This is a genomic window from Pseudomonadota bacterium (assembly GCA_011049115.1).
GTDB lineage: Bacteria > Desulfobacterota > Anaeroferrophillalia > Anaeroferrophillales > Tharpellaceae > DSCM01.
Map to the genome: position 1 here is coordinate 20,259 of DSCM01000083.1, position 24,562 is coordinate 44,820.

At 53.5% G+C, this 24,562-nt stretch carries 26 protein-coding genes, 1 tRNA gene and 1 other RNA gene; 18 read left to right on the top strand and 10 right to left on the bottom strand.

Translation table 11 applies throughout. The features are described from left to right. The 10 genes from ENN66_06895 to ENN66_06940 all read right to left on the bottom strand — a co-directional run bounded on the left by ENN66_06895 (window position 1) and on the right by ENN66_06940 (window position 8,994). Entirely contained in the window at window positions 1–300 is a 300-nt protein-coding gene (locus ENN66_06895) for an ACT domain-containing protein (GenBank protein HDS16327.1), read from the bottom strand. A 73-nt stretch (window positions 301–373) separates the two neighbouring features. Continuing rightward, window positions 374–1,174: a class I SAM-dependent methyltransferase gene (locus ENN66_06900; protein ID HDS16328.1), complete on the bottom strand. Its 801-nt coding sequence runs from the start codon at window positions 1,172–1,174 to the stop codon at window positions 374–376. Window positions 1,175–1,261: 87 nt separating this feature from the next. Then, complete coding sequence (locus tag ENN66_06905; protein HDS16329.1) at window positions 1,262–1,822, bottom strand: isochorismatase family protein; 561 nt, start codon at window positions 1,820–1,822, stop codon at window positions 1,262–1,264. 96 nt (window positions 1,823–1,918) lie between these two features. Next, window positions 1,919–2,743: a bifunctional DNA-formamidopyrimidine glycosylase/DNA-(apurinic or apyrimidinic site) lyase gene (gene mutM / locus ENN66_06910; GenBank protein HDS16330.1), complete on the bottom strand. Its 825-nt coding sequence runs from the start codon at window positions 2,741–2,743 to the stop codon at window positions 1,919–1,921. Between the two features lie 275 nt (window positions 2,744–3,018). Further along, complete coding sequence (locus tag ENN66_06915; protein HDS16331.1) at window positions 3,019–3,333, bottom strand: hypothetical protein; 315 nt, start codon at window positions 3,331–3,333, stop codon at window positions 3,019–3,021. A 34-nt stretch (window positions 3,334–3,367) separates the two neighbouring features. After that, window positions 3,368–5,665, bottom strand: a complete 2,298-nt coding sequence (locus ENN66_06920) for a 4-hydroxybenzoyl-CoA reductase (protein HDS16332.1) — start codon at window positions 5,663–5,665, stop codon at window positions 3,368–3,370. 90 nt (window positions 5,666–5,755) lie between these two features. After that, window positions 5,756–6,625 carry a xanthine dehydrogenase family protein subunit M gene (locus ENN66_06925; GenBank protein HDS16333.1) on the bottom strand — a complete coding sequence of 290 codons (870 nt, stop codon included), beginning with the start codon at window positions 6,623–6,625 and terminating at the stop codon, window positions 5,756–5,758. A gap of 2 nt (window positions 6,626–6,627) precedes the next feature. After that, entirely contained in the window at window positions 6,628–7,128 is a 501-nt protein-coding gene (locus ENN66_06930; GenBank protein ID HDS16334.1) for a (2Fe-2S)-binding protein, read from the bottom strand. A gap of 3 nt (window positions 7,129–7,131) precedes the next feature. After that, window positions 7,132–8,181 (bottom strand): XdhC/CoxI family protein, encoded by a 1,050-nt coding sequence (locus ENN66_06935; GenBank protein ID HDS16335.1) that lies wholly within the window; start codon window positions 8,179–8,181, stop codon window positions 7,132–7,134. A 129-nt stretch (window positions 8,182–8,310) separates the two neighbouring features. Further along, complete coding sequence (locus ENN66_06940; GenBank protein HDS16336.1) at window positions 8,311–8,994, bottom strand: nucleotidyltransferase family protein; 684 nt, start codon at window positions 8,992–8,994, stop codon at window positions 8,311–8,313. Between the two features lie 351 nt (window positions 8,995–9,345). On the opposite strand from ENN66_06940, the gene ENN66_06945 reads away from it, so the two are divergent. From ENN66_06945 to ENN66_07030, 18 genes are all read left to right on the top strand, one after another. Continuing rightward, window positions 9,346–9,435 (top strand) — tRNA-Ser (locus ENN66_06945). 153 nt (window positions 9,436–9,588) lie between these two features. Further along, an RNA gene (gene ffs, locus ENN66_06950) (signal recognition particle sRNA small type) lies at window positions 9,589–9,688 on the top strand. A 65-nt stretch (window positions 9,689–9,753) separates the two neighbouring features. Next, window positions 9,754–11,706, top strand: a complete 1,953-nt coding sequence (dnaX, locus tag ENN66_06955) for a DNA polymerase III subunit gamma/tau (GenBank protein HDS16337.1) — start codon at window positions 9,754–9,756, stop codon at window positions 11,704–11,706. Between the two features lie 236 nt (window positions 11,707–11,942). Next, window positions 11,943–12,257 carry a YbaB/EbfC family nucleoid-associated protein gene (locus tag ENN66_06960; GenBank protein HDS16338.1) on the top strand — a complete coding sequence of 105 codons (315 nt, stop codon included), beginning with the start codon at window positions 11,943–11,945 and terminating at the stop codon, window positions 12,255–12,257. Window positions 12,258–12,330: 73 nt separating this feature from the next. Continuing rightward, window positions 12,331–13,542, top strand: a complete 1,212-nt coding sequence (locus tag ENN66_06965; GenBank protein ID HDS16339.1) for an aspartate aminotransferase family protein — start codon at window positions 12,331–12,333, stop codon at window positions 13,540–13,542. Further along, entirely contained in the window at window positions 13,520–14,464 is a 945-nt protein-coding gene (gene argF / locus ENN66_06970; GenBank protein HDS16340.1) for an ornithine carbamoyltransferase, read from the top strand. The genes ENN66_06965 and argF overlap by 23 nt, the downstream gene beginning before the upstream one ends. Window positions 14,465–14,635: 171 nt before the next feature. Continuing rightward, the gene (locus tag ENN66_06975) at window positions 14,636–15,847 is read left to right on the top strand and encodes an argininosuccinate synthase (GenBank protein HDS16341.1); all 1,212 of its coding nucleotides are present in this window, start codon (window positions 14,636–14,638) and stop codon (window positions 15,845–15,847) included. A 12-nt stretch (window positions 15,848–15,859) separates the two neighbouring features. Beyond that, window positions 15,860–16,435, top strand: a complete 576-nt coding sequence (lspA, locus tag ENN66_06980) for a signal peptidase II (GenBank protein ID HDS16342.1) — start codon at window positions 15,860–15,862, stop codon at window positions 16,433–16,435. Beyond that, window positions 16,416–17,180 carry a prolipoprotein diacylglyceryl transferase gene (gene lgt, locus ENN66_06985; protein HDS16343.1) on the top strand — a complete coding sequence of 255 codons (765 nt, stop codon included), beginning with the start codon at window positions 16,416–16,418 and terminating at the stop codon, window positions 17,178–17,180. The genes lspA and lgt overlap by 20 nt, the downstream gene beginning before the upstream one ends. A 2-nt stretch (window positions 17,181–17,182) precedes the next feature. Then, window positions 17,183–17,773 (top strand): septum formation protein Maf, encoded by a 591-nt coding sequence (maf, locus tag ENN66_06990; GenBank protein HDS16344.1) that lies wholly within the window; start codon window positions 17,183–17,185, stop codon window positions 17,771–17,773. 66 nt (window positions 17,774–17,839) lie between these two features. After that, a complete protein-coding gene (locus ENN66_06995; protein ID HDS16345.1) occupies window positions 17,840–18,547 on the top strand; it encodes a YggS family pyridoxal phosphate-dependent enzyme in 708 nt (235 codons plus the stop codon). A gap of 151 nt (window positions 18,548–18,698) precedes the next feature. Continuing rightward, window positions 18,699–20,105, top strand: coding sequence for an argininosuccinate lyase (gene argH / locus ENN66_07000; protein HDS16346.1), 1,407 nt, complete (start codon window positions 18,699–18,701; stop codon window positions 20,103–20,105). Between the two features lie 51 nt (window positions 20,106–20,156). Beyond that, window positions 20,157–21,224 carry a hypothetical protein gene (locus ENN66_07005; protein HDS16347.1) on the top strand — a complete coding sequence of 356 codons (1,068 nt, stop codon included), beginning with the start codon at window positions 20,157–20,159 and terminating at the stop codon, window positions 21,222–21,224. A gap of 29 nt (window positions 21,225–21,253) precedes the next feature. Further along, window positions 21,254–22,201 carry a YicC family protein gene (locus ENN66_07010; protein ID HDS16348.1) on the top strand — a complete coding sequence of 316 codons (948 nt, stop codon included), beginning with the start codon at window positions 21,254–21,256 and terminating at the stop codon, window positions 22,199–22,201. Then, a complete protein-coding gene (locus ENN66_07015; protein HDS16349.1) occupies window positions 22,191–22,838 on the top strand; it encodes a guanylate kinase in 648 nt (215 codons plus the stop codon). The genes ENN66_07010 and ENN66_07015 overlap by 11 nt, the downstream gene beginning before the upstream one ends. Continuing rightward, a complete protein-coding gene (locus ENN66_07020) occupies window positions 22,807–23,004 on the top strand; it encodes a DNA-directed RNA polymerase subunit omega (GenBank protein ID HDS16350.1) in 198 nt (65 codons plus the stop codon). The genes ENN66_07015 and ENN66_07020 overlap by 32 nt, the downstream gene beginning before the upstream one ends. 50 nt (window positions 23,005–23,054) lie before the next feature. Further along, window positions 23,055–24,104, top strand: coding sequence for a glycosyltransferase family 4 protein (locus tag ENN66_07025; protein HDS16351.1), 1,050 nt, complete (start codon window positions 23,055–23,057; stop codon window positions 24,102–24,104). Window positions 24,105–24,313: 209 nt separating this feature from the next. Next, window positions 24,314–24,562: NAD-dependent epimerase/dehydratase family protein (locus ENN66_07030; GenBank protein HDS16352.1), on the top strand; the 249-nt coding region annotated here is incomplete at its 3' end.

Genomic DNA, 24,562 nt, shown 5'->3' on the forward strand with positions numbered 1-24,562 from the left:
CTAAACCCGGTGCATGGCCGTGAAAATCCGCTGATGCTGAATCTGGATCGAAAGACCGATTTTGTCTCCGAGCTTTTCGATTTTGGGGGCCAGTACCCCGAGATCGCTGCGGGCGTTAGCAAGATCAACAAGCATTGCCATCACGAAGATACCCTGCATGATTTTCTGTGAAATATCCTCGATATTGATTTCCTCTTTCCAGAGAAAATCGGAAATCTGGGCGACAATGCCGCTGCGATCCCTGCCGACCACCAAGACCACGGCCAGATCCTTGTCGGCTTGGTTGTTATTGTAATCCATGGCTTAACTTTCCTTTGCAAGAATGGCCGGTTACGGTTCTTGCTGATTATCGATTCATCGTTTGGGGTGACTTCTATATTCGGCCCGCCGCCAGACGCCAGACGATTCTGGTTGTCGCCGCTTCCGCTTGCAGGGCGGCAAAGAGCTTAGGCACCAGTTGACGGCGCTCTTCGTAGTCAAGCCGGGGGAAAAGTGAGGCGGACTGCGCCGGAATTGAAAAGAAATCACAAAGAAAGCTTTCCGTATAGGGAAATTCCCAGCTGCCTTCGATGACTTCCCGGCAACATTGTTGCAGCCCCTGCAAGGCTTTTTCATAACTGGTGACCACCTGGGCTTTGGGTCTCGGCAAGGCGCAGCGCTCAAAACACAAGGGAAAGAGTTCGCTGCCGTCGGCGGCCAGGATCTGCGGGTAGAAGGAAAAACCCAGTGACCCTTCCGGCTTGAGGCAGGCCGCTGCCGCGCGGAGACTCTTTTCGGCATCGGGAATAATGAAGATGGCCGCGTTATAGAGGGCGGCATCAAACTTTTTCCCTTTGGTTACCGTCTCCGGGGTGGCCGCGTCACCGACTTCCAGTCTGACCCTGGAATCATGGATCAGCTGTCGACCCTGTTCAATCATGCCGGGAGAAAGGTCAAAGCCTAAAACCTCGCATTCGAGTTCTCGGCTCAGAATCGCGGCCGAGGCGCCATTTCCGCAGCCGATATCAAGCACTTGCGAGCCTTTTCCGACTCCGGCCAGCGCCGCCAGTTTCAGTGTCAGGGCGGCAAAAAAACCATGTTTTTCTTCAAAATCCTGGTAGTGCCCGCAGCTGTTGTTGAAATTGGCGGAGACCACCTGTTTGATTTTGCGGATTATCGCGTCATCCATGATCATTCTTTCCGTGTCGAGCCAGGTCGCTCAGTATAAAATCAGCTTTGCTGGTTCTTGAACCGCAGAGCCCAAGTTATGGTTTACTGCATTTCACTGCTTTAAAAACGGCAGCATATTCTTGAAATTCGGCCCCTCGGCCGCGCCCAGATAGTTATAAAGAACCGTTTGCAGGGTTGTCGGCAGACCACCGGCCCGGGTAATCAGATCACAGCCCGCCCGCCAGTCGTGGGTGTAGCGGGAGCCGACGACATCGGTCAGCAGAAAGAGCGCGTAACCAATGTCCAGCAGGTCAACTGCGGTCTGCATGACGCAAATATGGGTCTCGATGCCGATGATCAGCAGCTGGTTGCGTTTCAGCTCCGGCAGCCGCTCCTGAATCAGGCCGGCGCCGGAAAAAACCTTTTTGTCCAGAGGTTGATAATCCTTGCCGAGAAGCTCCCGGACTTCTGCATTGGTGGCGCCCAACCCTTTGGGATACTGTTCAAGCACGATGATCGGCAGCTGCAGCTGCTGCGCCATACGAATGCAGAGCAGGGTCTGTCGGTGCAGCTGCTCGCGAATCTTGGCCGCAAAGGTGTTCAGGATCGCATCCTGGTAATCGACTATGATCAGGGCGCTGTCGGCCTGTACCGGGCAAAATGAACGACTCATTTTTTACCTCCTTAGAAGCGTTAAAATTTCCGGGCTGTCCGGGGTTTTCTCGTGAAGACCTTATAAAACGGCCCGCGTTTTACGGGCCGGCAATTTCTAGGCTTTTTGACACCGGGGGCAGAAGAAGGTGGCGCGCCCGCCGATGACCGTTCTTTCTATCGGTTTTTGACATTTTAGGCAAGCTTCACCGTTGCGGCCGTAAACTTCCAGTTTGCGGACAAAGGCCCCCTCGCTGCCGTCGACGGCGTGGAAGTCGGAAATCGTGGTGCCGCCGCTGGCGATAGCCTCGCTCAGGACCTCCTTGATTCTGTTTACCAGATCGTGGCAGCGTTCCCGGCTGAGCCTGCCGACCGGCGTGCTCGGCAGGATTTGGGCGCGAAACAGGCATTCGCTGGCGTAGATATTGCCGACCCCGACCACCCGGTGCTGATCCATGATAAAGTTTTTTACCGGGGTGTTTCGCTTGCGGCTGAGTTCATAAAAATAGGCGGTCGAAAAATCAGCGCTCAGTGGTTCCGGGGCCAGGGCTGCAAGTTCCTGCACGCCGCCATCGGGATTCGGTTTAACCACGGCCACCAGGCCGAACTTGCGCGGGTCGCGAAAGCGCAGAATCAGGTTGCGGTCAAGTTCGAGATCCAGGTGGTCATGGCGTCCGGGAAGAGCCGTCGGGGGATCAAGGCGTAAGGTGCCGGTCATGCCTAAATGCAGCAGCAGTACGTGTCCGTTGCTGATGGTCAGCAACAGATATTTAGCCCGGCGTTCCACGGCAAGGATGGTTTCGTTGACCAGCTTCGCCAGTTCCGCCAGCGGCAGCGGCCGGCGCAGTTGTAGACAGCGGGTCTTGATGTCGGTGATGCGACGGCCCGGCAGCGGGCCGCGCAACGCCGCGGCGATGGTTTCAACTTCGGGAAGTTCCGGCAAAATTTTTCCTTTGGGGATGGTTGTCGTGCTGCTAAAGGTCGGCGCCTTTTCCGCCTTTTCCGCCTTTTCCGTTGTTGGTATTCATTTTCAGCCCCGAGGTGTAGCATTTTAATGGCCGACTAACAAGCGTTTTCTAAAGTTGAGTCGGGGCGTTTTCATCCCTTGGGCTGCGGTGGCGTTTGGTTGCGGACGGTCAAATTGCGCAAAACCCGGTTAACCCCCGAGAGTGCAACGGTCTGAAGCCGTCTCGTTCGCGGCGAAACTATCTTTTCAAGTTATGGCCGCGAGGTTGCTCCTGCGCTGATGGGAAAGGAGGAAGGGCAGGGGCGGACCGGTTTTTCTTTTTTGCCGGTGGGATTATGCGGATTGTTGTTGTCGAGGGCCAGGCGGACCGTTAAGCCGGTTTCACTGCAGTGAATTTCGGCCCGACGCCAGATGGGATTTTCGCCGGTCGCGGCGTCGATCATATTCTGCCAGCCGAAACAGCCGCGGCAGAAGGCATAGCCGGGGTCCAGGCAGGGCGGTCGCCGGCCTGCCTGGATAACCCTGAAGCCGTTTGTAAGCTTTTTCGGGTCTTCCTTTTTTTTCACAAGATTAATGATCTCCTGAAGTGTTTTCCCCGGTTTATATTTCCCTGATGCGGCCGATGCCGGTCAGAATCTTTTGCGGAGTAATCGGCAGATCCATGCAACGGTAGCCGGTGGCGTTGTAGACGGCGTCGGCAATCGCCGGCGCGGTCGGCGAAACCAGGCCTTCACCGGCTTCCTTGGCGCCGAAGGGACCGTCCGGTTCATAGGTATCGATATGGACCGAGACCCCCGGCGGCATATCCTCGGCGCAGGGAATCTTGTAATCGAGAAAGGTGGTGGTCAGGGTCTTGCCTTCCTTCATGATAAACTGTTCGCACAGGGCATAACCCAGACCCATGTGAACCGAACCTTCGAGCTGGCCTTCGACCGACATCGGGTTGATCGGTGTGCCGCAGTCGTGGGCGGTGGTCATGTATTTGACCTCAACGGCGCCGGTTTCTTTGTCCACCTGGCATTCCGCCACCTGGGCTCCGAAGCTGAAAGCCGGAGTCACCAGCCCCTTGTTGCGCGGGGTGTAGGAGCCGTAACCGATAATCGGCTCACCCCGATTGGCGCGCTGGGCCATCTTGACGGCTTCGCCGAAAGGCACGGCCCGATCCGGGCGGTTGGCGGGGAAAATCTTGCCGTCGCCACAGCGTAAATCATGAATGACATTGAGATCGAATTTCAGGGAGACAACCCTGAAAAGTTCTTCCTTGACCTGCTGCGCCGCCTTGCGCACGGCGTTGCCGGCCATCAGGGTCACCCGGCTGCCCCAGGTGCCGAGATCGGCCTGCGGCGTGACCGCCGTATCGGCCGCGGTCAGGCGGATATCACCAACCTGCAGGCCAAGTTCCTCGGCCAGAATCTGGCGTAAAACCGTATCGCAGCCCTGGCCGATGTCGGAGGCCATGGTCAACAGGTGGACGGTGCCGTCATCAAAGGCGCGCACCTCGGCCCGCGTAAAGTTGTAGCGGGTGTTGAACCAGTTGAAAACCCCGCCCGAAATAAAACTGTAACAGCCCAGGCCGATACCTTGCCCGGGTTTAAGATTTTTGCGTTTGTTGCGCCAGTCGGTCATCTCCGCGACCTTTTCCAGCGATTCCTTGAAGCCGCAGCTAGAAATCGTGGCCACGCCTGGGATTTCGTCGCCGGTTTCCATGGCGTTCATCAGGCGAATATCCAGTGGATCGAGACCGAGTTTTTCGGCCGCCATGTTCATCTGGGTTTCAGCGACGAACAGGGCCTGGGGCGCGCCGAAGCCGCGCATTGCGCCGGCCGGGGGCTTATTGGTGTAAACATGAGCACCGTAGTAACGATAATTGGGATAATTGTAGAGCATGGCCCCGAAATTTCCGCATAAAAAGCAGGCGGTCGGTCCCATGCTGTTGTAGGCGCCGCCGTCGAGATAGACGTTGAATTCCTTGCCCAGAATCATGCCGTCTTTACGAAACGCAACCTTCGAGTGAATCCGCATCGGGTGGCGCCGCCGGCCAGTGGCCAGTTCCTCTTCCCGGGTCAAAGTGAACTTGACCGGGCGACCAAGCTTGCGGGCCATGAAGGCGGCGCAGAATTCCCAGGGACGCATTTCCATCTTGCCGCCGAAACCGCCGCCGACAAAAGGTTTGATGACGCGAATGTCGTTTTCCCGCATTTCCAGGGTCAGGGCCAGCAGGCACTGGACAAAATAGGGGGTCTGTGTCGAGGTCCAGATCGTCAGGCGGCCATCATGATCGTATTCGGCAACGCAGGCGCAGGGTTCCATGTAGGCGTGACTGGTGGCGTGCACTGTAAAGACATCGTCAAGTACGAGGTCGGCTTCGGCGAAAGCGCGGTCAAGATCACCGTATTCGATTTTCCGGTCGAGACTGATATTGGGAATGTCCTGGTGATATTCGTCGTGAATTACCGGGGCGACGGCGGCCAAAGCTTCCTCAACCGAGTAGGCTCCGGGCAGCTCTTCGTATTCAACCCGAATCAGGCGAATCGCTTCTTCGGCGCTGTCCTTGTCGAGGGCCGCCACCGCCGCGACCTCGTCACCGATAAACCGAACCTTGTCGATGGCCAGGGCGTATTCATCCTGGCTTTCCGGGACCAGGCGCCAGTTGCCGTATTTGATTTTTGGAATATCCTGGCCGGTAATCACGCATTTGACGCCGGGCAGGGCTTCGGCCGCGCTGGTGTCGATGCTTTTGATGCGGGCGTGGGCTACCGGACTGCGCAGCAGTTTGCCGTAAAGCATGCCGGGGAGAAAAATGTCATCCGCGTACTTGGCCGCGCCGACCGCCTTGATTCTAGCGTCGGAACGGGGCAGGCTTTTGCCGACCACCGAATAATCAAGTTTTTCACTCATGAGGTAGATCCTTTTGTTTAAAACCACGGTTTCGCCGGGAAATCCCGGGTTTTTCCGCGGGTGGTTGGTAATCTGGACGGTCCGTTGTTTCTAAGCCAGGCCCGCGGCTTCCAGCAGAGCCCGTTTGGTCAGAACTTCGACCATCAGTTTACGATATTCACGGCTGGCTCGGACATCTGAGATCGGGGCGGCGTCTTCGGCCGCCAGACGGCCGGCCTCGGCCAGGGTTTCTTCGTTGAGAAATTTGCCCGGCAGAAAAGCCTCGGCCTGCATCGCGTGTAGCGGCGTCGGCCCGACCGCGCCCATGACGATACGCACCTCCCGACATCTTTTTTCCGCGTCGAGAGCAATCATCGCCCCGATATTGACGGCCGCGATATCGACCTTGGAGCGCGGCGAAATCTTCTGGTAGCTGACGCCGTTTTGCAGAGAGGCCGCCGGAACTTTGATGGCGGTCGCGATTTCATCGGCGGCCAGGGCGGTTCGTCCCGGCCCGAGAAAAAATTCGTCCAGGGGGATTTCCCGGGCCCCTTTTCCGGAAACCGTGGTAATCGAGGCGTTCATCGCCATCAGGGTCGGAATGTTGTCGGCCGAGGGCGAGGCGTTGCAGAGATTGCCCATGACCGTACCCATGTTGCGAATCTGGACCGTGGCCGTGGCGTGTGCGGCCCGGGCTACCATCGGGGCTTTTTCCAGAATCAGCGGATGACTTTCAACCTGGCGTAACAGCGCCAGCGCGCCGATGGTCAGACCGTTTTCCTGATCATGGCTGATTTCATTCAAGCCCGGCAGCTGTTTGATGCTGAGCAGGTAATCGGGTTTGACGGCCCGGTGCGACAGACGGACCAGCATGTCGGTGCCGCCGGCTTTAAGTTTGATTCGGCCCTGGTGCTTTTCCAGAAGCGCGCAGGCTTCGGCCAGGGTGGTGGGCGCGAGAAAATTGAATTTGGGCAGAGTCAAGGTTATTTCTCCTGAAGTTTAGTGGCGGCGTCGGCAATCGCCTCGACTATTTTATTGTAACCGGTGCAGCGGCAGAGGTTACCGGAGAGACCGGCGCGAATCTCGGATTCATTCGGGAGTGGAGTATGGTCGAGAAGGAACTTGCTCGACAAAATCATTCCCGGGGTGCAGAAGCCGCACTGAATCGCACCCTTGGCGATAAATGACTCCTGCAGCGGGTGGAGTTCCTGGTGTTCCGGGTCGGCGGCTTTTTCCTTTCCGGCCAGGCCTTCGATCGTCGTGATTTTATGACCGGCGGCCTCGATCGCCAGGGTCAGGCAGGAAGAAACGCTCTGATTGTCGAGCAGCACCGTGCAGGCCCCGCAGTCACCGGTGCCGCAGCCGTGTTTGGTGCCGGTCAGGTGGAGTTCGTCGCGCAGAATTTCGTTCAGGGTGCGCCAGGGATAAACCGCAAGCTCGTAATCGTCGCCGTTGATGTGGAGAGTGATCAGCTCTTTTTTCATTTATCAGGCTCCTTGTTGGTGTTTTTTCAAGATGATTTCAGCCATGATGCTGATCGCAATCTCGGCCGGGGTTTGGGCTCCGATCTCAAGGCCTATCGGGGAGCAGAGTCTTTTGATTTCGTTTTCGCTGAAACCTTCGTCAAGCAGTCGTTGTTTTACCTGGCTGGTTCGCCTCCGGCTGCCGATCATGCCGAGATAGGCATATTCAGTGCCGAGCAGTTGTTTCAGTAGAATATAATCATGTTTATGTTCCCGGGTAATCAGTATCAGATAGACCTGGGGGCCGGGTTGGTGAAAACCGCGGATATCTTCCATGTCAGCGGTCAGGACGCGGTCGGCCGCCGGAAAGCGTTCGCGATTCGAAAACTCCGGGCGGTCGTCGATAACCGTTACCGCAAAACGGCACCATGCGGCCATTTCGACCAAAGGTCGGGCCAGATGTCCGCCCCCGAAAATGATCATTTGCGGAGCTGGAATGATATGCGAAAGCAGGCAGTCCAGGCCCGCGATTTCTACCGGGCGAACCGCCGCTTCAGGGTTTGTGTCGATTGTTGGCGGATTCAGGTGGAGCGGCGGAACGCCGGACTTCCCGAAGGTGGTGATAGCTTGCCGGTGTTCCTGGTTGTACAGAGCGCGAAGGGTTTTTCCGGGCCCGCCTTGTGGGCGGGTTTCCAGCAGCCAGGGTGTTTTCCCTTGTTCCAGGTTAACGCAGATGCCGGCGGCCAGATCTCCGTCTTCATTTTTTTCCCAACAAGCAATGAAAATCGTAAAGTTGCCGCCGCAGATCGCGGCTGAATCCAGCCCCTGTTCACCGGCCAGGGAAAAGTTCAGTTCCCGGCTTAAACCGAGATGCAAATTTTGCAAAGCCGCTTTGATGACCTCATGCTCGCCGATGCCGCCGCCGATGGTGCCGCTGATCGAGCCGTCGGGCCGCACCAGCATTCGGGCTCCAACCTCACGGGGAACGGAGCCTCGTCGCTCGATAATCGTGCACAGGGCGGCCCGCCCTTCTTTTTCCAGGGTCTGCAGCAGATCTTTCCAGCAAAATTCCATGTTGAGTCGAGTTGTATTTGTGGGTTCTCACTTGATTTTCAGGTCCGCGCCGCAGCCCTGAAAAAACTTCGCCGGCGTTTTTTATCTGCCACATTCATAATGATTCGAATAAAGCAATTAATAGGCCATTTATTCGGGTGGTGTTACGGGGTGATAGGTTGAAATGACCGCGGCTGAGTCGCTGGGGCGCAGAGTGAAATAGCTTTCCCAGGTATCGATGTCGCGGCGCCCGGCTTGGTTGTCGACTGCGATTTTTACGGCTTCGGCAAAATGTTTTTGGATGAAGGGTCGGATGCCGAATTCACCGCTTAAGGATAAAATCTCACCGATATGCCGGGCTCGCAGCAGGTAGGGATGGGCCGGCCGGCCATTTTCCGTGGCGATGACCGGGGTGCTGCCTTCCCTGGTGGCCGCCCCGATGAATTTTTTAAGCAGGGCTGAACTGACAAAGGGCATATCGCCGAGCAGGACCAAAATGCCGTCCGCCGGGGCCGGGTTTTGTCCGGCGCAATAGTCCAGGCCGGCGCGAATTGAACTGAACATGCCCTCTTGCCAGGTTGGGTTAGGGATAATGTTGACCGTTTGCAAGGCTAATTTCAGCTGTTTGCGAATTTCGGTCAGCCGGGCTCCGAGAATGACGTTAATCGTGTCGATTCCTGGTGTTTCACTTAGTTGACGGAGTACGTGACTTAAAATGGTTTCTCCGGCTCCCCAAGGGAGCAGCTGCTTTGCCTGGCCGAAGCGCCGGGCTTCTCCGGCCGCTAGGACCAAGGCCGTAATTTTTATTTGTCGGGGGAGCGTGGGCTGAGTCATTTTCTCCTTGAGCCGGCATGCGGCTTTTTCGCTGCTTGTAAAGCAAGATACCGAGGTGACTGGTTACGGATGGCTTCGTAACGGCTCCATCTTCTTCTGTTACTGCTGGTGCGGGTATAATCCCGCAACCTCATTGCCGCTTTTCGGTCCGCGAAGAAGAGCGCTAAATTATCACGATTCGCACCTGGCGTGAATGCGCGCAAAAGCCGTGCCGGGTTGATGAAAGTCGGCGATTGGCTTTTCCGGGAATGGGGCGAGATGTGGTTTCTACAGGCCGATTTTAGGGGCCGTGAGATTATAGAGCTTGACAGGGCTTGTTTTATTTGCTAATCGGAGCGGTTTCACCGGTCCGGAGAGATGACCGAGAGGCTGAAGGTGCACGCCTGGAAAGCGTGTGTGCGGGAAACCGTACCGGGGGTTCGAATCCCCCTCTCTCCGCCATTTGCATAAGAAGAGTGTGACTGTTCAGCTAGGTGATTATCTGCTCGAATTGAACCGCGGAGATCTTGCGGGCTGTCTGCACGGTTACAAAAAAGTTAGGCATTTGGGATAGCGGCTTTTAAGGCTGCCGCCATTTTTGTCCCCATGGGTGATAACCAGGTCCTGTGCAACGGCGACGGCGTGAACCCCGTCAGGTCCGGAAGGAAGCAGCGGTAGCGCCGCTTGCCGTGTGCCGCAGGGTAGCCTGGTTATCACCCATGGGGACAACTTTTTGGGTGAAAAGCGCAGCGGCGAAGGAAAAACAATTGGTGGGGTTGCATGACTGAAACGGTTTATCAGGTTTTGGCGCGCAAGTGGCGCCCGCAGCGTTTTGCCGAACTCGCCGGTTTGGAGCATATCGCCCGAACCCTGCAGAACGCAATTCGAGCGAATCGGGTCGGGCACGCTTTTCTCTTTACCGGAACCCGGGGGGTCGGAAAGACCTCGGCGGCGCGGATTCTGGCCAAGGCTTTGAATTGTCGCCGGGGGCCCGCCCCCGAGCCGTGCAATCAATGTGGAAACTGCCTCGCGGTAACCGCCGGCAATGCCGCCGATGTGATCGAGATTGACGGCGCTTCCAATCGCGGCGTCGGCGAGATTCGTCTGTTGCGCGATAACGTCACCTACCTGCCTCAGACTTCGCCTTACAAGATTTATATTATCGACGAAGTTCACATGCTGACCCCGGAGGCTTTCAACGCTCTTTTAAAAACTCTGGAAGAACCTCCCGCCCATATCAAGTTCATCATGGCGACAACCGACGCTCACAAGGTGCCGATGACGATTCTGTCGCGTTGTCAGCGTTTTGATTTCGGACGTTTAACCGGCGCCACGATTGCGGCAACGCTTACCGAGATCGGCCGGCGCGAAGATCTGACCTTTGCAGCAGGAACCGTTGAGCTTCTCGCCCGTGAGGCCCGGGGCAGCATGCGCGACGCCCTGAGCTTGCTTGATCAGGTTCGCTCTTATGCGGGGGATATGATCGCGGTCGAGGATCTGCGTATTGCCCTGGGTTTGATTGAAGCCCGGCATAATTTCGGCCTGCTCGAAAAGCTGGTCAAGGGAGATTTGGGCGGCGCGATTTTTCTGGTCGACGAACTTGAGCGGGCCGGGGTTGATCTGAAAAAATTTGTCGAAGATTTTCTTTTTTATCTGCGGGATGTTCTTTTTCTGAAAATTTCCGGCGAACTCAAAAAACTACTGGGTATCGGGGCGGATGACATCGCCCGGCTCGAACCTTTGCTGGCCGAGCGTTCACTGGCCTACTGGCAGCAGCTTTTCGATCTCTGGCAGACGCACTATATTAAAATAAAGGCCTCGCAGAGCCCCCGTCTGACCCTGGAAAGTTCTTTGGTGGAACTCGGCATGGCTCGTGATCTGCAGCCTCTGGGCCCGCTGCTCGAACGTCTGGAAGGTCATTTGTCCCAAGCTTCCGCTTTTGCCCGGCCCGCAAACCCCTCGGTTTTGTCTTCGGAACCGCGGCGCGTCAGAGAAGCGGTGGCGAAAGCCGAAGTGCGGAAAGCTGCTTCGGCGCCCGGTCGTCTGGGGGCCGGGAGTTGGTCCGGAGAGCGGGGGCCGCGTCCGAGTTCGGCGGCGCCGGAGATGCCCCCGGAACCACCGCCCTTTGTCTATGATGATTTGTCGCGGAGTTCGTCTGTGTCCGATGATGCCGGGCCCACGCCGGCCGCGGCGCCGTCAAGGTTTATTGCCGCTCCTGATCCGGTTGCGCCGCCGGCTTCGTTTCGATCGGAAACGGTGGGTGGCGGGGATTGTAGCGGCTCGGCCGGGGGGAAAGATTTCGGTTCGCCCCAGGTTTTAAATCAGACCGTCCCCCCTGCGAATCTTGAGTTGCAGTGGCGTGATTTCCTGGTCTTCGTGGCGGCGCGAGAGGCGCGACTCGGTGCTCTGCTGCAGCGCTCCCGACGGGAAGTTGGGGCGGCTGAGCGTCTGCGGATTAAGGTCGCGCCGCATGCCCGGCTGTTGCTCGATAACCCGGGTGCAAGATCCGACCTCCTGGCGCTCTGGGCTGAGTTTCTGGGCCACGCCGAATGCGTTGAGCTCGAACTGCTGGAGTTAAAGCCGGGGGGCGAGACTTCCGGCCCGGTTCGTAATGGCGGTGGCTCCCGGCGTCCCCTGCCGAGCAAGGAGGAGATTTTTAACGATCCCAGCATTCGTTTTATCAGCGATCGCTTTGGGGGTCGAGTCGTTGAAATCAAGGCGCGCAGGCCTTAATCCTTTGTCTGAGGTCGGAAGGCTTTTGATGCTTCAGGATTATTTCTTGGCGCTTGCCTTTGTGGGCTTTTTAAGATTAGCCGGCGGCATTACGATAAGCCGCCCAATTTAAACAGTTAACGTAATTATTCAGGCAAGTGATTAACCGCTCGAATCGAACCGTGTAAATTCGGACATTCCGGGTTGGCTGAGTAGTTGCCGGTTATCAAGGTAATGTTTTCGTAAGGAGAAAGCGTATGGCTAAAGGGATGGGAAACCTGATGAAGCAGGCGCAGCAGATGCAGGCGCGAATGGCGAAAATGCAGGAAGAGGTTGGCAAGCGTCAGGTCGAGGCGGCGGCCGGCGGCGGCATGGTCAAAGTCGTGGCAAACGGCCGGCAGGAAATTCTTTCGATTGTTCTTGAACCGGCCGTGGTTGACCCCGAGGATATCGAAATGCTGCAGGATTTGATTCTGGCCGCGGTTAATCAGGCCCTGCGGGAAGCCCAAGCGATGATGGCCGACGAAATGAGCAAACTCACCGGTGGTCTTAAGATTCCGGGACTTACTTGATTTTTTAACCCCATATTTTTATCTCTTTGTTTGACCGGTGCCGAGTCGTAAATCCGGCCGGGAGAATTAAATAATGAGTAAATCGGAAGAAGTTTTCGCGCTGACCCAAAAACACCTTGCTCCGACCTATAACCGTTTCCCCGTGGCCCTGGTTCGCGGTGAGGGGGTAAAGGTCTGGGATGCCGAGGGTCGGGAGTATCTTGATTGCCTGGCCGGAATCGCGGTCTGCAATCTGGGCCATTGCCATCCGCGCGTGACGGCTGCGATTGTCGAACAGGCTGGCCGCCTGCTCCATGTTTCCAATCTCTATCATATCGAGCCTCAGGCCCGTCTGGGCCGGCTTCTGGGAGAGATGGCCTTCGGAGGCAAGGCTTTTTTCTGTAACTCCGGGGCCGAGGCCAACGAAGCCGCGATTAAGCTGGCTCGACGCTACGGGCATGAGGTTTTGGGTGAGGGAGCCAAGCGCATTATTACCATGCAGCGCTCCTTTCACGGGCGGACGATGGCGACGATTGCCGCCACCGGCCAGGAAAAGGTGCAGATCGGTTACAATCCCCTGCTTGATGGTTTTGATTACGTTCCCTTTAATGATCCGGCGGCGGTGGCGGCGGCGATTACGGAAAAGACCTGCGCGGTCCTGGTGGAACCGGTCCAGGGCGAAGGCGGGGTCATTGTTCCGGCTCCCGACTATCTCGTTTGTCTGCGGGAAATCTGCGACGCGCACAAGATCCTTCTGCTTTTGGATGAGGTGCAGACCGGCGTCGGTCGTACCGGGACCTTTTTCGCCTATCAACAAAGCTCGATTGTCCCCGACATTCTGACCACGGCTAAAGCCCTGGGTAACGGTTTTCCGATCGGAGCGATGCTTGCCGGTGACCGGATCATCAGTCATTTCGGGCCCGGCAGTCACGCCTCAACCTTCGGCGGCAATCCGCTGGCCGCGGCGGCGGCGCTGGCTGTACTGGAAACCCTGCGGGAGACCGGTCTGATTGACCGGGTGAATGAACGCGGTGACTTTCTTCGGAAAGGGCTTGAACGTCTGCGCGGCGTTTTCCCCCAATTGCTGGGCGAGATACGCGGACTTGGTCTGATGTTCGGGGTCGATCTCAAAATACCGGTTGCCGAGGTGGTCGGCGCCTGTCTTCAGCGTGGCCTGCTGGTGGGCTCGGCCGGAAGCAATACTTTGCGTCTGACCCCGCCGCTGATTATCAAGGAGGTCGAACTTGAATCCCTGCTTGCGATTTTGACCGAGGTGCTGAGTGATGTCACAAAATCCGCGACCTGAACATTTTCTTGATCTGGCGCAGTGGTCCGGGGAGCAGCTGGGAGAGGTTCTGAGTCTTGCGGTTCGGCTGAAATCTGATCCCCGGAAATATGCACGGTCGCTGACTGGAAAAACACTGGCTATGATTTTCACCAAGTCCTCAACCCGCACCCGGGTTTCTTTCGAGGTCGGTATGTTTCAACTTGGCGGCCATGCGATTTTTATGAGTTCGGCGGCCACTCAGGTGGGCCGCGGCGAGCCCCTTGAGGACACGGCTCGGGTGCTGTCGCGTTATGTCGATGGCATCATGGTGCGCACCTACGCGCATGAAGATGTTGAGTTGATGGCCCGCTATGCGAGTATTCCGGTGATTAATGGTCTGACCGATCTGGTTCACCCCTGTCAGGTACTGACTGATGTTTTTACGATTATGGAGCAGCTTGGTCTTGTTTATGAGGAATTGCAAGGCTTGCCCATCGCCTATATCGGAGATGGCAATAATATGGCCAATTCCTGGATCAATGCGGCCCGGATTTTTGGGTTGCATCTGAAACTCGCTTGTCCTCGCGGTTATGAGCCGGATGCCGGAGTCCTAGCTCGCTTTAACCAGGATGCCGGCGCCGGTCGGGTTGAAGTTCTGACCGAGGCTTCAGCGGCGGCCGCCGGAGCCCGGGTTTTGAATACCGATGTCTGGGCGAGCATGGGGCAGGAGAAAGAAGCCGCGATCCGCCGCCGGGTTTTTCAAGGTTACCAGATCAATGACGAGCTTTTACGGATCGCAGCCCCTGGGGCTCTGGTGTTGCATTGTCTGCCGGCCCATCGGGGAGAAGAGATTACGGCAGCTGTTTTCGAGCGCTGTCAGGATGTTATTTTCACCCAGGCGGAGAACCGGCTGCATGTCCAGAAAGCTTTGTTGCTGACCCTGCTGGGATCAGCTGATTGAAGTAAATCGCAAGTAAGCCTGTCTAATGCGGGAGTAATCCCGCAACCAAAATGGGGGCCTTCACGGCCCGCAAATAAGTACTCTTATCAGAACATTTTCTTGTTTTTAAAACCGAAAATGAACTGATGAGGTGCTATAAAATTGATTTGTAATTCGCGATGTTGGGAGATTCTGACGATGAGTGATATAAAAAAGATCGTTCTGGCTTATTCCGGGGGGCTCGACACCTCGGTTATACTAACCTGGTTGAAAGAAGAATATAACTGTGAGGTCATTGCTTTTGCCGCTGACATCGGCCAAGGAGCAGAACTTGGAGGTATCAAGGAAAAAGCTTTGGCGACCGGGGCTTCAAAAATCTATGTCGATGACCTGCGTGAAGAATTCGTGCGGGATTTTGTCTTTCCGATGTTTCGCGCCAATGCGGTTTATGAAGGTGTTTATTTGCTGGGCACTTCCATAGCCCGGCCTCTGATTGCAAAACGGCAGATCGAAATCGCTCGCCTGGAAGGGGCGGATGCCGTCGCGCATGGGGCCACCGGCAAAGGCAATGATCAGGTTCGTTTTGAGTTGACTTTTTATGGGCTTGAGCCCCAGATCAAAGTGATTGCTCCCTGGCGTAGTAACTGGGGGCTCAATTCTCGTGAAAAGCTGATTAATTACGCCGCGAGCCATAATATTCCAATTCCGGTGTCCAAGGATAAGCCCTACAGTTCGGATCGAAACCTTCTTCATATCAGTTTCGAAGGCGGTGTGCTTGAAGATCCCTGGCATGAGCCCAAGGAGGATATGTTTCAACTGACGGTTTCTCCTGAACAGGCTCCCAACCGGGCTGAATATGTCGAGATTGATTTTGTCAAGGGTGATCCGGTGGCGGTTAATGGTGAGTGTTTGAGCCCGGCTGCACTGTTGGCGTGGCTCAATGAACTGGGTGGAGCCCATGGTATCGGCCGGGTCGACATGGTGGAAAATCGTTTTGTCGGAATGAAATCCCGAGGAGTTTACGAAACTCCTGGCGGCACCATCTTGCTGCATGCTCGGCGTGCGGTTGAATCGCTGACTATGGATCGTGAGGCCATGCATCTGCGTGATTCACTCATGCCCGAATACGCCCGTATGGTTTATAATGGTTTCTGGTTTGCTCCCGAGCGTGACGCCCTGCAGGCCCTGGTTGATAAAACTCAGGAAAATATCTGCGGCACCGCTCGTCTCAAACTCTATAAGGGTAATTGTATGGTGGTCGGCCGGAAATCAGATAATTCACTTTATCAGCCGGAAATGGCGACCTTTGAAGAGGATCAGGTTTACAATCAGTTCGATGCCGAGGGCTTTATCCGTTTACAGGCCCTGCGCCTAAAGGCGCGGGCTGCTGTGAAAGGGCGATAGCTGGCGGTGGTGATGTCTGCGGGGAATATTCTTTGTGAGCCGGCGGCTGCGCCGAGGAAAGGGTTTTTCTCTTTTTTCCGGGACTCTTCCTTCGGTCGACTGGTTTTTTTGTTTTTGATCGTCGCGGGGGTGCTTTTTATTGATCAATTGAGTAAGATAATCGTTCTGCAGCGGTTGTCTTCGGTCTACAGCCAAAAGGTAATCGATGGTTTTTTTTCATTAACCTTGGTCATGAATTCCGGGGTGGCGTTCGGAGTCTTCAGTGGGATTAACTGTGTTTATAAAGCCTGGGTGTTGCTGGCAGTTTCCGGGATAACCACTGTGGCCGTGGTGATTTATTATTTTTATGATCAAGCCCTCACACTTTTTAGTCGTCTGGCTCTGGCTATGGTTGTCGGTGGGGCGCTCGGCAATATAATCGATCGCTGGCGTTATCATAAAGTTGTGGATTTTCTTGATTTTTATTGGGGTGACTATCATTTTCCGGCTTTTAATGTCGCCGATTGCGCAATCAGTATAGGGGTGTCGTTGTTGTTATGCGAGGTTCTTTTATTGATGTGGAAACAGAATGCATCCAGTTTTGATTAAAGTAGGGCCACTGACCCTGCATGCTTACGGTTTTTTTGTCGCCCTGGGTTTTTTGCTGGCGGTACTATGGACTACCCGGGAAGGGCGGAGGCGGGGAGTCGAACCGGAGATCTTTCATGATCTCTTTTTTTATGTGATTCTCTCGGCCTTGATCGGCGCCCGGTTATTTTATGTAATCCTGAATTTTGCTTACTTTAGGCACGATCTTCTCGCCGTCTTCAAATTGTGGGAGGGCGGCTTGGTTTTTTATGGTGGTTTTCTCGTGGCGGTTCCGGTTTTTATCCAGCGTCTACGGAAATCATCCTACAAGGTGCTTGAAATTCTTGATATCGCGGCGCCGGCGCTGGCGTTGGCGCAGGCGATCGGGCGCCTGGGCTGTTTTTCCGCGGGGTGCTGTTACGGTAAACCTTGTGATTTGTTTTTTGCGGTTAAATTCAGCGACCCTTTAAGCCATGCGCCTTTGCATGTACCTTTGCACCCGACGCAAATTTATCATACTCTGGCTAATCTTTTGTTGTTTGTGCTTTTGGTTTATGTTCCGCGACGTTTTCCTGTGCGTGGACTTGCCGTGGCTCTCTACCTGGTTTTTTACAGCCTCTTTCGTTTTCTGGTTGAATGTTTTCGCGGCGATCCACGTGGTTCTTTTGCGGGGTTTTCGACCTCGCAGTGGATCAGCGTCTTTCTTTTCGGAGTGGGAAGCTGTTTTTTGCTTTATCTTTTTCGTAAACATAGTCGAAATGGTTGATCATGCTTTTTAAAAATATTCGTCCTTTGGTTCTCGCTTCCCAATCACCCCGGCGGGTTGAATTATTGCGGCGTTTAGGTTTGGATTTCATACAAAAGGGGGCTGACGTTGATGAATCTCCCTTGCCGTCTGAGGAGCCTGAGGCTTATTGCCTCCGTCTGGCCGGTGAAAAAGCCGCTATGGTCGCCCGTGACTATGTCTACGATTGGGTTCTGGCGGCCGATACGATTGTCGTTCGGGAGGGTCGGATTCTCGGCAAGCCGCGCGATCAGGACGAGGCTTGTTCCATGTTGCAGGCTCTGGCCGGTAACTGGCATCAGGTAATCACTGCTTTCTCTTTGCATAATCTGAGCCTTAATTCTGAATTTTCATGCGCGGATGCGACACAGGTCCGTTTTTCAGTTTTATCACCCTCCTTGATCGCGGCCTATGTCGGCAGCGGCGAACCCATGGATAAGGCCGGCGCGTATGCCATGCAGGAGTTGGGAGCCTTTTTTGTCGAGGGGATCAAGGGCTCGCCGACGACGGTGATCGGCCTGCCCTTGCCGTTGGTGGTATCCAAACTCCTGGAATTCAAGATAATTGCGGTTTGATGAATTTCGATGTCTATGGATGTCTGAATAAACGGGGAATAAATTAGCTGCTTCAGTAGGTTATTTATGCTTGAAACATCACAATTTTCGCTGCGTTTAGCAGCTGTGCGAAGGCAGATCGCACTAGTCTGCGCTGAGTCTGGACGCCGACCGGAGGACATTACTTTGGTTGCGGTTAGCAAAACTTTTTCTTTTGCGGTTGTTGCCGATGCTTATCAATGTGGGCAGCTGCATTTTGGCGAAAATTACATGCAGGATTGCTTGCCGAAGATCGAACAGGCCGCGGTTTTGAACTTACCCCTTAAATGGCATTTTATCGGTCATTTGCAACGCAATAAGGCCAGGTATTTTGATGCTCGTTTTTTTATGCTGCACTCCCTGGATTCGCTGGAGCTGGCCCGCCAGCTGGGCCGGCAGGCCCTTGTCGGAGGCTATCGGCAATCGGTTCTGGTGCAGGTTAATGTCTCTCATGATAAGGCGAAATATGGAGTTAAGCCTTCGTTATTGCTTGCTTTTATGGATCGTTTACGATATGTTGACGGTCTTTCGGTCGAGGGTCTGATGACGATTCCCGCAATTACCGGAGATGATGTCGAGACCAGGTCTTGTTATCGGAGGCTGGCAGGTCTTTTTGCTGAGGTCCGGAATGCTTATTATCCGGATGACCCAGGTTTCAGGCATTTGTCAATGGGGATGTCCGGCGATTTTATGACGGCTATCGCCGAGGGGGCGACAATTATCAGGATCGGCACATTACTATTTGGAGAAAGATGAACTGTAACTATCCGGTCGGCACGGAAAATTTGAGGGCACGATTCGATTCCCTGCAGAAATCAGGTAGGTTCTCAGCATTTTCTGCTTGTAGCGTTGAAATTCAGGCTGAAAATAATTGCGTTTAATTGTACGATAAACTTAGGGCTTTATGATGGTGCAGAACAGGAATAAAAAACTATGGGGTGGACGTTTTAATGCTCCCACTGATGAGTTGGTGGAAGAGTTTACGGCCTCAATTGAATTCGATCGCAGGCTTTTTCAGGAAGATATAGATGGGAGTATGGCTCATGCCCGGATGCTGGGAAAGCAAGGCATTATTTCTGTAAATGACAGTCAAAGGTTGATCGAGGGGTTGGAACAGATACGCCGGGAAATCATGTCGGGGACGTTTGTTTTTTTGACCTCACTTGAAGATATTCATATGAATATCGAAAGCCGTCTGGCGGAAATTATCGGACCCGAGATTGCGGGACGTTTACATACCGGGCGCAGTCGCAATGATCAGGTAGCCCTGGATTTGCGGTTGTATATGCGGCGCCGAATTCCTGAGATTCAGCGCTTTCTCTTGGACCTGATTCTCGGTTTGGTTGATCAAGCGGAAAAATATAAGTCCGTGGTAATGCCGGGCTTTACTCATTTGCAAACCGCGCAACCGGTGTTGTTTGCGCACCATCTTTTGGCTTATGTGGAAATGTTGCGGCGAGATTTTTCTCGACTTGAAGATTGTCATGCACGGCTTAATGTTTCTCCTTTGGGTTCCGGCGCTTTGGCCGGGAGCAGTTTTGCTCTCGATCGTAAGGCGGTGGCCGAGGAGCTCGGTTTTGCCGGTTTGACGGCTAATAGTCTTGACGCGGTCAGCGATCGGGATGGGGTCGCCGAGCTGCTTTTTATTTTTTCCTTGTTGATGCTCCATCTTTCGCGTTTCTGTGAAGAGCTGGTTTTATGGTCCTCGGTCCAGTTCAGGTATGTAACTTTAAGCGATGGTTTCTGTACCGGCAGCAGTATCATGCCGCAGAAGAAGAATCCGGACGTGCCGGAATTGATCCGAGGGAAAACCGGACGAGTGACCGGCGCTTTGGTTTCTCTGTTGATGACACTTAAGTCTCTTCCCTTGGCGTATAATAAGGATTTACAGGAGGATAAGGAGCCACTGTTTGATGCTCTTGATACGGTTGTCGCTTGCTTGCGGATTATGACCCCGATGATTCAGCAGATGGAGGTCCACGCGGAAGTCATGCTTGCACAGGCAGGCGCCGGTTTTTCCAACGCAACCGAAATTGCGGATTACCTGGTGCGTAAAGGGCTGCCGTTTCGTCAAGCCCATGAAATTGTTGGACGCTCGGTTTCTTTTTGCGAGGCCCGTGGCTTGTCTTTTACAGAGCTTAAACTTTCCGATTGGCGTAGTTTTAGTGATTTATTTGAAGCGGATATTTTTAATTATCTCGGGCCGCTCGATGCCGTTAATGCAAAAAATATTTATGGTGGAACCGCCATGGCTCAGGTTGAGGAGCAGATTCTCAGGGTCAGAGGATTTATACAATCTCTTGGGGCTCGTTGAGAGGTTGAATTGATCATAGGTTATCGGTTAATTGATATATAATTGAAGAATATGAAAAATTTCTCATTTTTATTTGCTTTGATTTTTTCGCTTTTGCTTGGCGGAATGTTGTTGCTTTCCTGCGGCAAGCGCGCTGAGCCGTTGCCGGCTCTGAGTTTTGTCCCTCCGCAGATTGAAGATTTGCAGGTTGAGGTATTACCGGGGCGGCGGCTTTTGTCCTGGACGATTCCTTCCGCTTTAAAGACAGGCGATATTCCTGATGAGCTGATCTACGTTGTTAAAGCAAAGACGGTTTACACCGGCCAGGAAGGTTGTTTGTTTTGTGATGAAGGTTTTTCCGATATACTGAAGCTGAAGGTGAAGTCTCCGGCTCCGGCTTTCGTTAGGGGAAACTCGCTCTGTTTGCCGTTACCTGAGCTTGAAATTAATACGGTCGGTGTTTTCGCTCTTTTACTTAGAAGTCAGGCTGGTTGGGAAGGTCCGCTTTCAAATAAGGTTGCTGCAGCTTATCTGCCTGAGATTATGCCGCCGGAGTCGGTTCAGGTTCTGCCTTCGGCTTCGTCGGTTGAGTTGAGTTGGCGGCCGCCGGCTTTGCCGATGACGGAGACGGCAACTCTATCTTACCGGGTTTATCGTGCATCCGGAGCCGATGATTTATCCTCCTACACCCTCGTCAGCCGAGAGCCGGTGGTCGAGCCTCGGTTCTACGATGTCGGTCTGCGTGACTGGGATCAATACCGCTATGCGGTCACCGCCCTGATTACCATGGGTACCAGTTCCTTTGAGAGTCGGTTTTCCGAATCGGTGATGGTTGCCGCTGGAGATTTTACTCCTCCCGAACCTCCGGAAAGTCTGACCGCTTTTTATTTTGAAGGATCAGTGCAACTGCTTTGGTCGCTTTCTTCTTCCGCGGACGTTTTAGGTTACAATGTTTATCGTCGTGATCTTTCGAGTGGCATTGAAAGCCGTATCGCCGTACTTTCTCAGGGAGTGAAGACCTTTACCGATTGTCGGGTTATGAAGGGTCAGCAATTTTCTTACAGGGTGACAGCGTTCGATAATTCAATGCGGCGCAATGAAAGCCTTTCAACGGATGAGGTAAATGTTGATTTGCGCTAGATTGCGTAAGTGGCGACGGTAATTATTTTATGACGGACCAAGCTTCGGGAACTTCCTTTCTTGCCAGTATGACCGGATACGGCGAAGCCGAGCGAAGGATTAATCGTTTTTTAATTCGTTTTGTCTTGCAATCGGTTAACAGTCGTTTTCTGGATGTACGTTTTCGCTTGCCGCATTCTTTTGCCGGGCTGGAGGCCAGGCTGAGGGAAAAGATCACAGCGAGTCTAGAACGGGGCAAGGTAGATGTGTTTCTTTATCATGAGGCTGTGGCTGACTCTTCTGATGCGTTTGCGGTTTCCGTTGATTATTCACTGCTGAATGTGGATTACATTTCCAGATTTTATCGTGAGGCCCGGGCGGTGCTTGCCGATCTTGGTTGTGAGCGACAGACTGATATCCTTTTGCCAGCGCTTTTCAGCTCCGTTTTCTCTCGACGCGAAGCTTATGATACTTCCGAGGCGGCGTTGCCGGTGACGCATGAAGAAGTCCTTTTGGTTTTTGATGAGGCCTTGCAGGCGCTGGCCGCGGCTCGATTGGCGGAAGGGAAAAACCTGGCTGCGTCTTTTGCTTGTGGTTTGTCTAATTTATCCGACCTTATAGTTTCTATCGAGAATCGGGCAGACGGGTTGACTGCGGTTTTGTTTGAGCGCCTTCATAACCGGCTGACTTCTATTCTTTCGGGCCAAGGCGTGGAGCTTGATCCGTTCAGAGTGCATCAGGAGGTGGCATTGTTGGCCGAAAAGGCGGATATTGCCGAGGAGCTTCTCCGTTTTAAATCGCATGTGCAACAATTCGATGCGGAAATTGTCGAGCCGGTTCTACGTAAAGGCAAGAAGCTTGAATTTCTGTTGCAGGAAATGTTGCGTGAAGTTAATACGATTGGTTCAAAGGCAAACTGTCTTGAAATTACTAAGTTGGTGCTGGAAGCTAAGAATGAAGTTGAAAAGATGCGTGAGCAGGTCCAGAATGTTATTTGATTTAACGCACAAATCGTTTATCTTTTTGGTTTCAGCGCCATCCGGCTGTGGCAAGAGCACCTTGTTAAGTTTATTGTTTCAGGATGTGGCGGGTTTGTCTTATTCAATTTCACACACCACCCGCCCCCCTCGGGCCACAGAAACCGAGGGGATTGATTATTTTTTTGTCGATGAGGCGCAATTTATCGACATGTGTAATCGGGATATGTTTCTTGAGTGGGCCTGTGTTCATGGCCATTATTATGGAACTTCCAAGGCGGCGGTAGATGCTCTGATCCGTACCGGCAATGATGTGGTGCTGGACATCGATGTTCAGGGATTTAAAAGGATCAAGGATCTTGCCGGGTTGGATATTGTTTCTCTTTTTATTATGCCTCCTTCAATGAAGGAGTTGCGTCGCCGGCTGGAAGCTCGAGGTCAGAATGAACCGCAGGATCTTGAGCGCCGTTTGGGTGCGGTGGAAACTGAGTTGCGCCATGCCCATGAGTATGATTATATTTTGGTCAATGATGTTCTTTCCGTCTCAAGGTTGCAAATGCAAGCCATTGTTTTGTCGGAAAGAATCAGGTCTGTAAGGCTTTTTAGGCTGTTTGAGGAGTGTGATTATGGCGAGAATAACGGTAGAAGATTGTCTTGAGAATGTGGAAAATCGTTTCGAGCTTATATCTTTAGCGTCAAAGCGGGCAAAACAGATTGTCGCGCAGAAAAAATCATTGTTGGATAATTATAAAAATCGTCCGATAGTCATGGCTTTGCGAGAAATTGCCGCCAAGCGAGTATGGTCTGTGATAAATCAGGATTGATAACCAGGATTGTGGTTTCACGTGAAACAGCTGCTGCTTGAGGGAATGCGGTGAATTTCAACTGGAATATTCTGAAGCTGCAAATTGTATCGTTGGGCGGCCTGCTCTTTCTGTCCCTGTCGATCACTTGGGTGATTCTATATTATGTCCGCCTGCTGGATCACCCTAATGAACGTTCTTCACATTTTCAGGCGACACCCAAATGCGGCGGGGTTGGTATCGTGACGAGCTTCGTTACCGGGGTCCTTCTTTCTCAGGGCTGGGGAGGACGGTATGTGGTCGGCCAGAGAGAGCTAAGCGCGATGGTTGTGCCGCTGCTGCTGGTTGCCGTGGTTTCTCTGCTGGATGATATCAGGGAACTGCCGACGTTGTTCCGGCTTCTGGTTCAAGTTGCGGCGGCGCTGCTGTTTCTCAGCCTGCTTGGCGGAACCGGGCAGGTGAACGGCGGCGGCTGGGTTTGTCCTGAGGCCTGGTTTTATTGGCTGACGGCGTCGGTATGGATAGTCGGCCTGGCCAATGCCGTTAATTTCATGGACGGCATAGACGGTATCGCGGCTGGTCAGGGACTGATTGCCGCCTTTTTTTTTGGTATCGTCCAGTTCAGCACGGGGGACTATTATCTAGGATACCTGTCTTTTGTTCTGGTCGTAGGTTGTCTGGGTTTTTTGGCATTTAATTTTCCGCCGGCCAAAGTCTTCATGGGCGATGTCGGCAGCGTCAGTATTGGTTTCATCCTGGCTACCATGAGCCTGTCCGCCTGGAGTAAAAGCCATTCTGTGTCGGCTTTAATTCTCATGCCGCTGCTCATGGCTAATTTTATCTTTGACACGGTTTTTACTCTGGTCAGACGGCTGGCGCGTCGGGAAAATATTTTTAAAGCTCACCGCAGCCATCTTTACCAGCAGTTTGCGCAATGTGGATTTAGTCAGAGAACCGTAACCATGACGAATTTCGGCATGGCTATAACTCAAGGGATGGTGGTTTTGCTGGCGGGGAATAAGATTATGCTCCCTATCGGAGCCTGCCTGGGGTTACAACTGGGATACGCCTGGTGGGTAAAAAATCGAATGGCGCTGAGCCGAAGGAATAACATCTCATAAAGAGAATCTCAATATTCTGCGTAGCTGATTTGAGCCTGTAGAGAAAGGTGAAAGACCAAAAAATCAGGAGGCTTGGCCGGAGTTATGCTGGAAATTGGGAGCGAGCCCACTGATTGCTCAGCTTAGTTGAAAAGTTACAACATGCATGTCCGCAAGTTTCGCATTGTGACGATGAAAGTATATGAATGGGTGAAAAGGGAAAAAGAGTAATGAGTAAGGATCAGAAAGTGAAAAGAACTGCGCTTATTTTTGGAGTGTCGGGGCAGGATGGAACTTTTCTGGCCGATTTTCTGATAAAAAAAGGTTATAAGGTTGTCGGGGTCTCACGTGATGTATTCGGGGCGAGCTTTACTAATCTGGAGAGGTTGGGCATCAAGAATGACGTGTGTCTCAGGTCGGCTTCAATTCACGATTTCAGAAGTGTGCTGCAAATTATCAGTCATGAAAAACCCGATGAA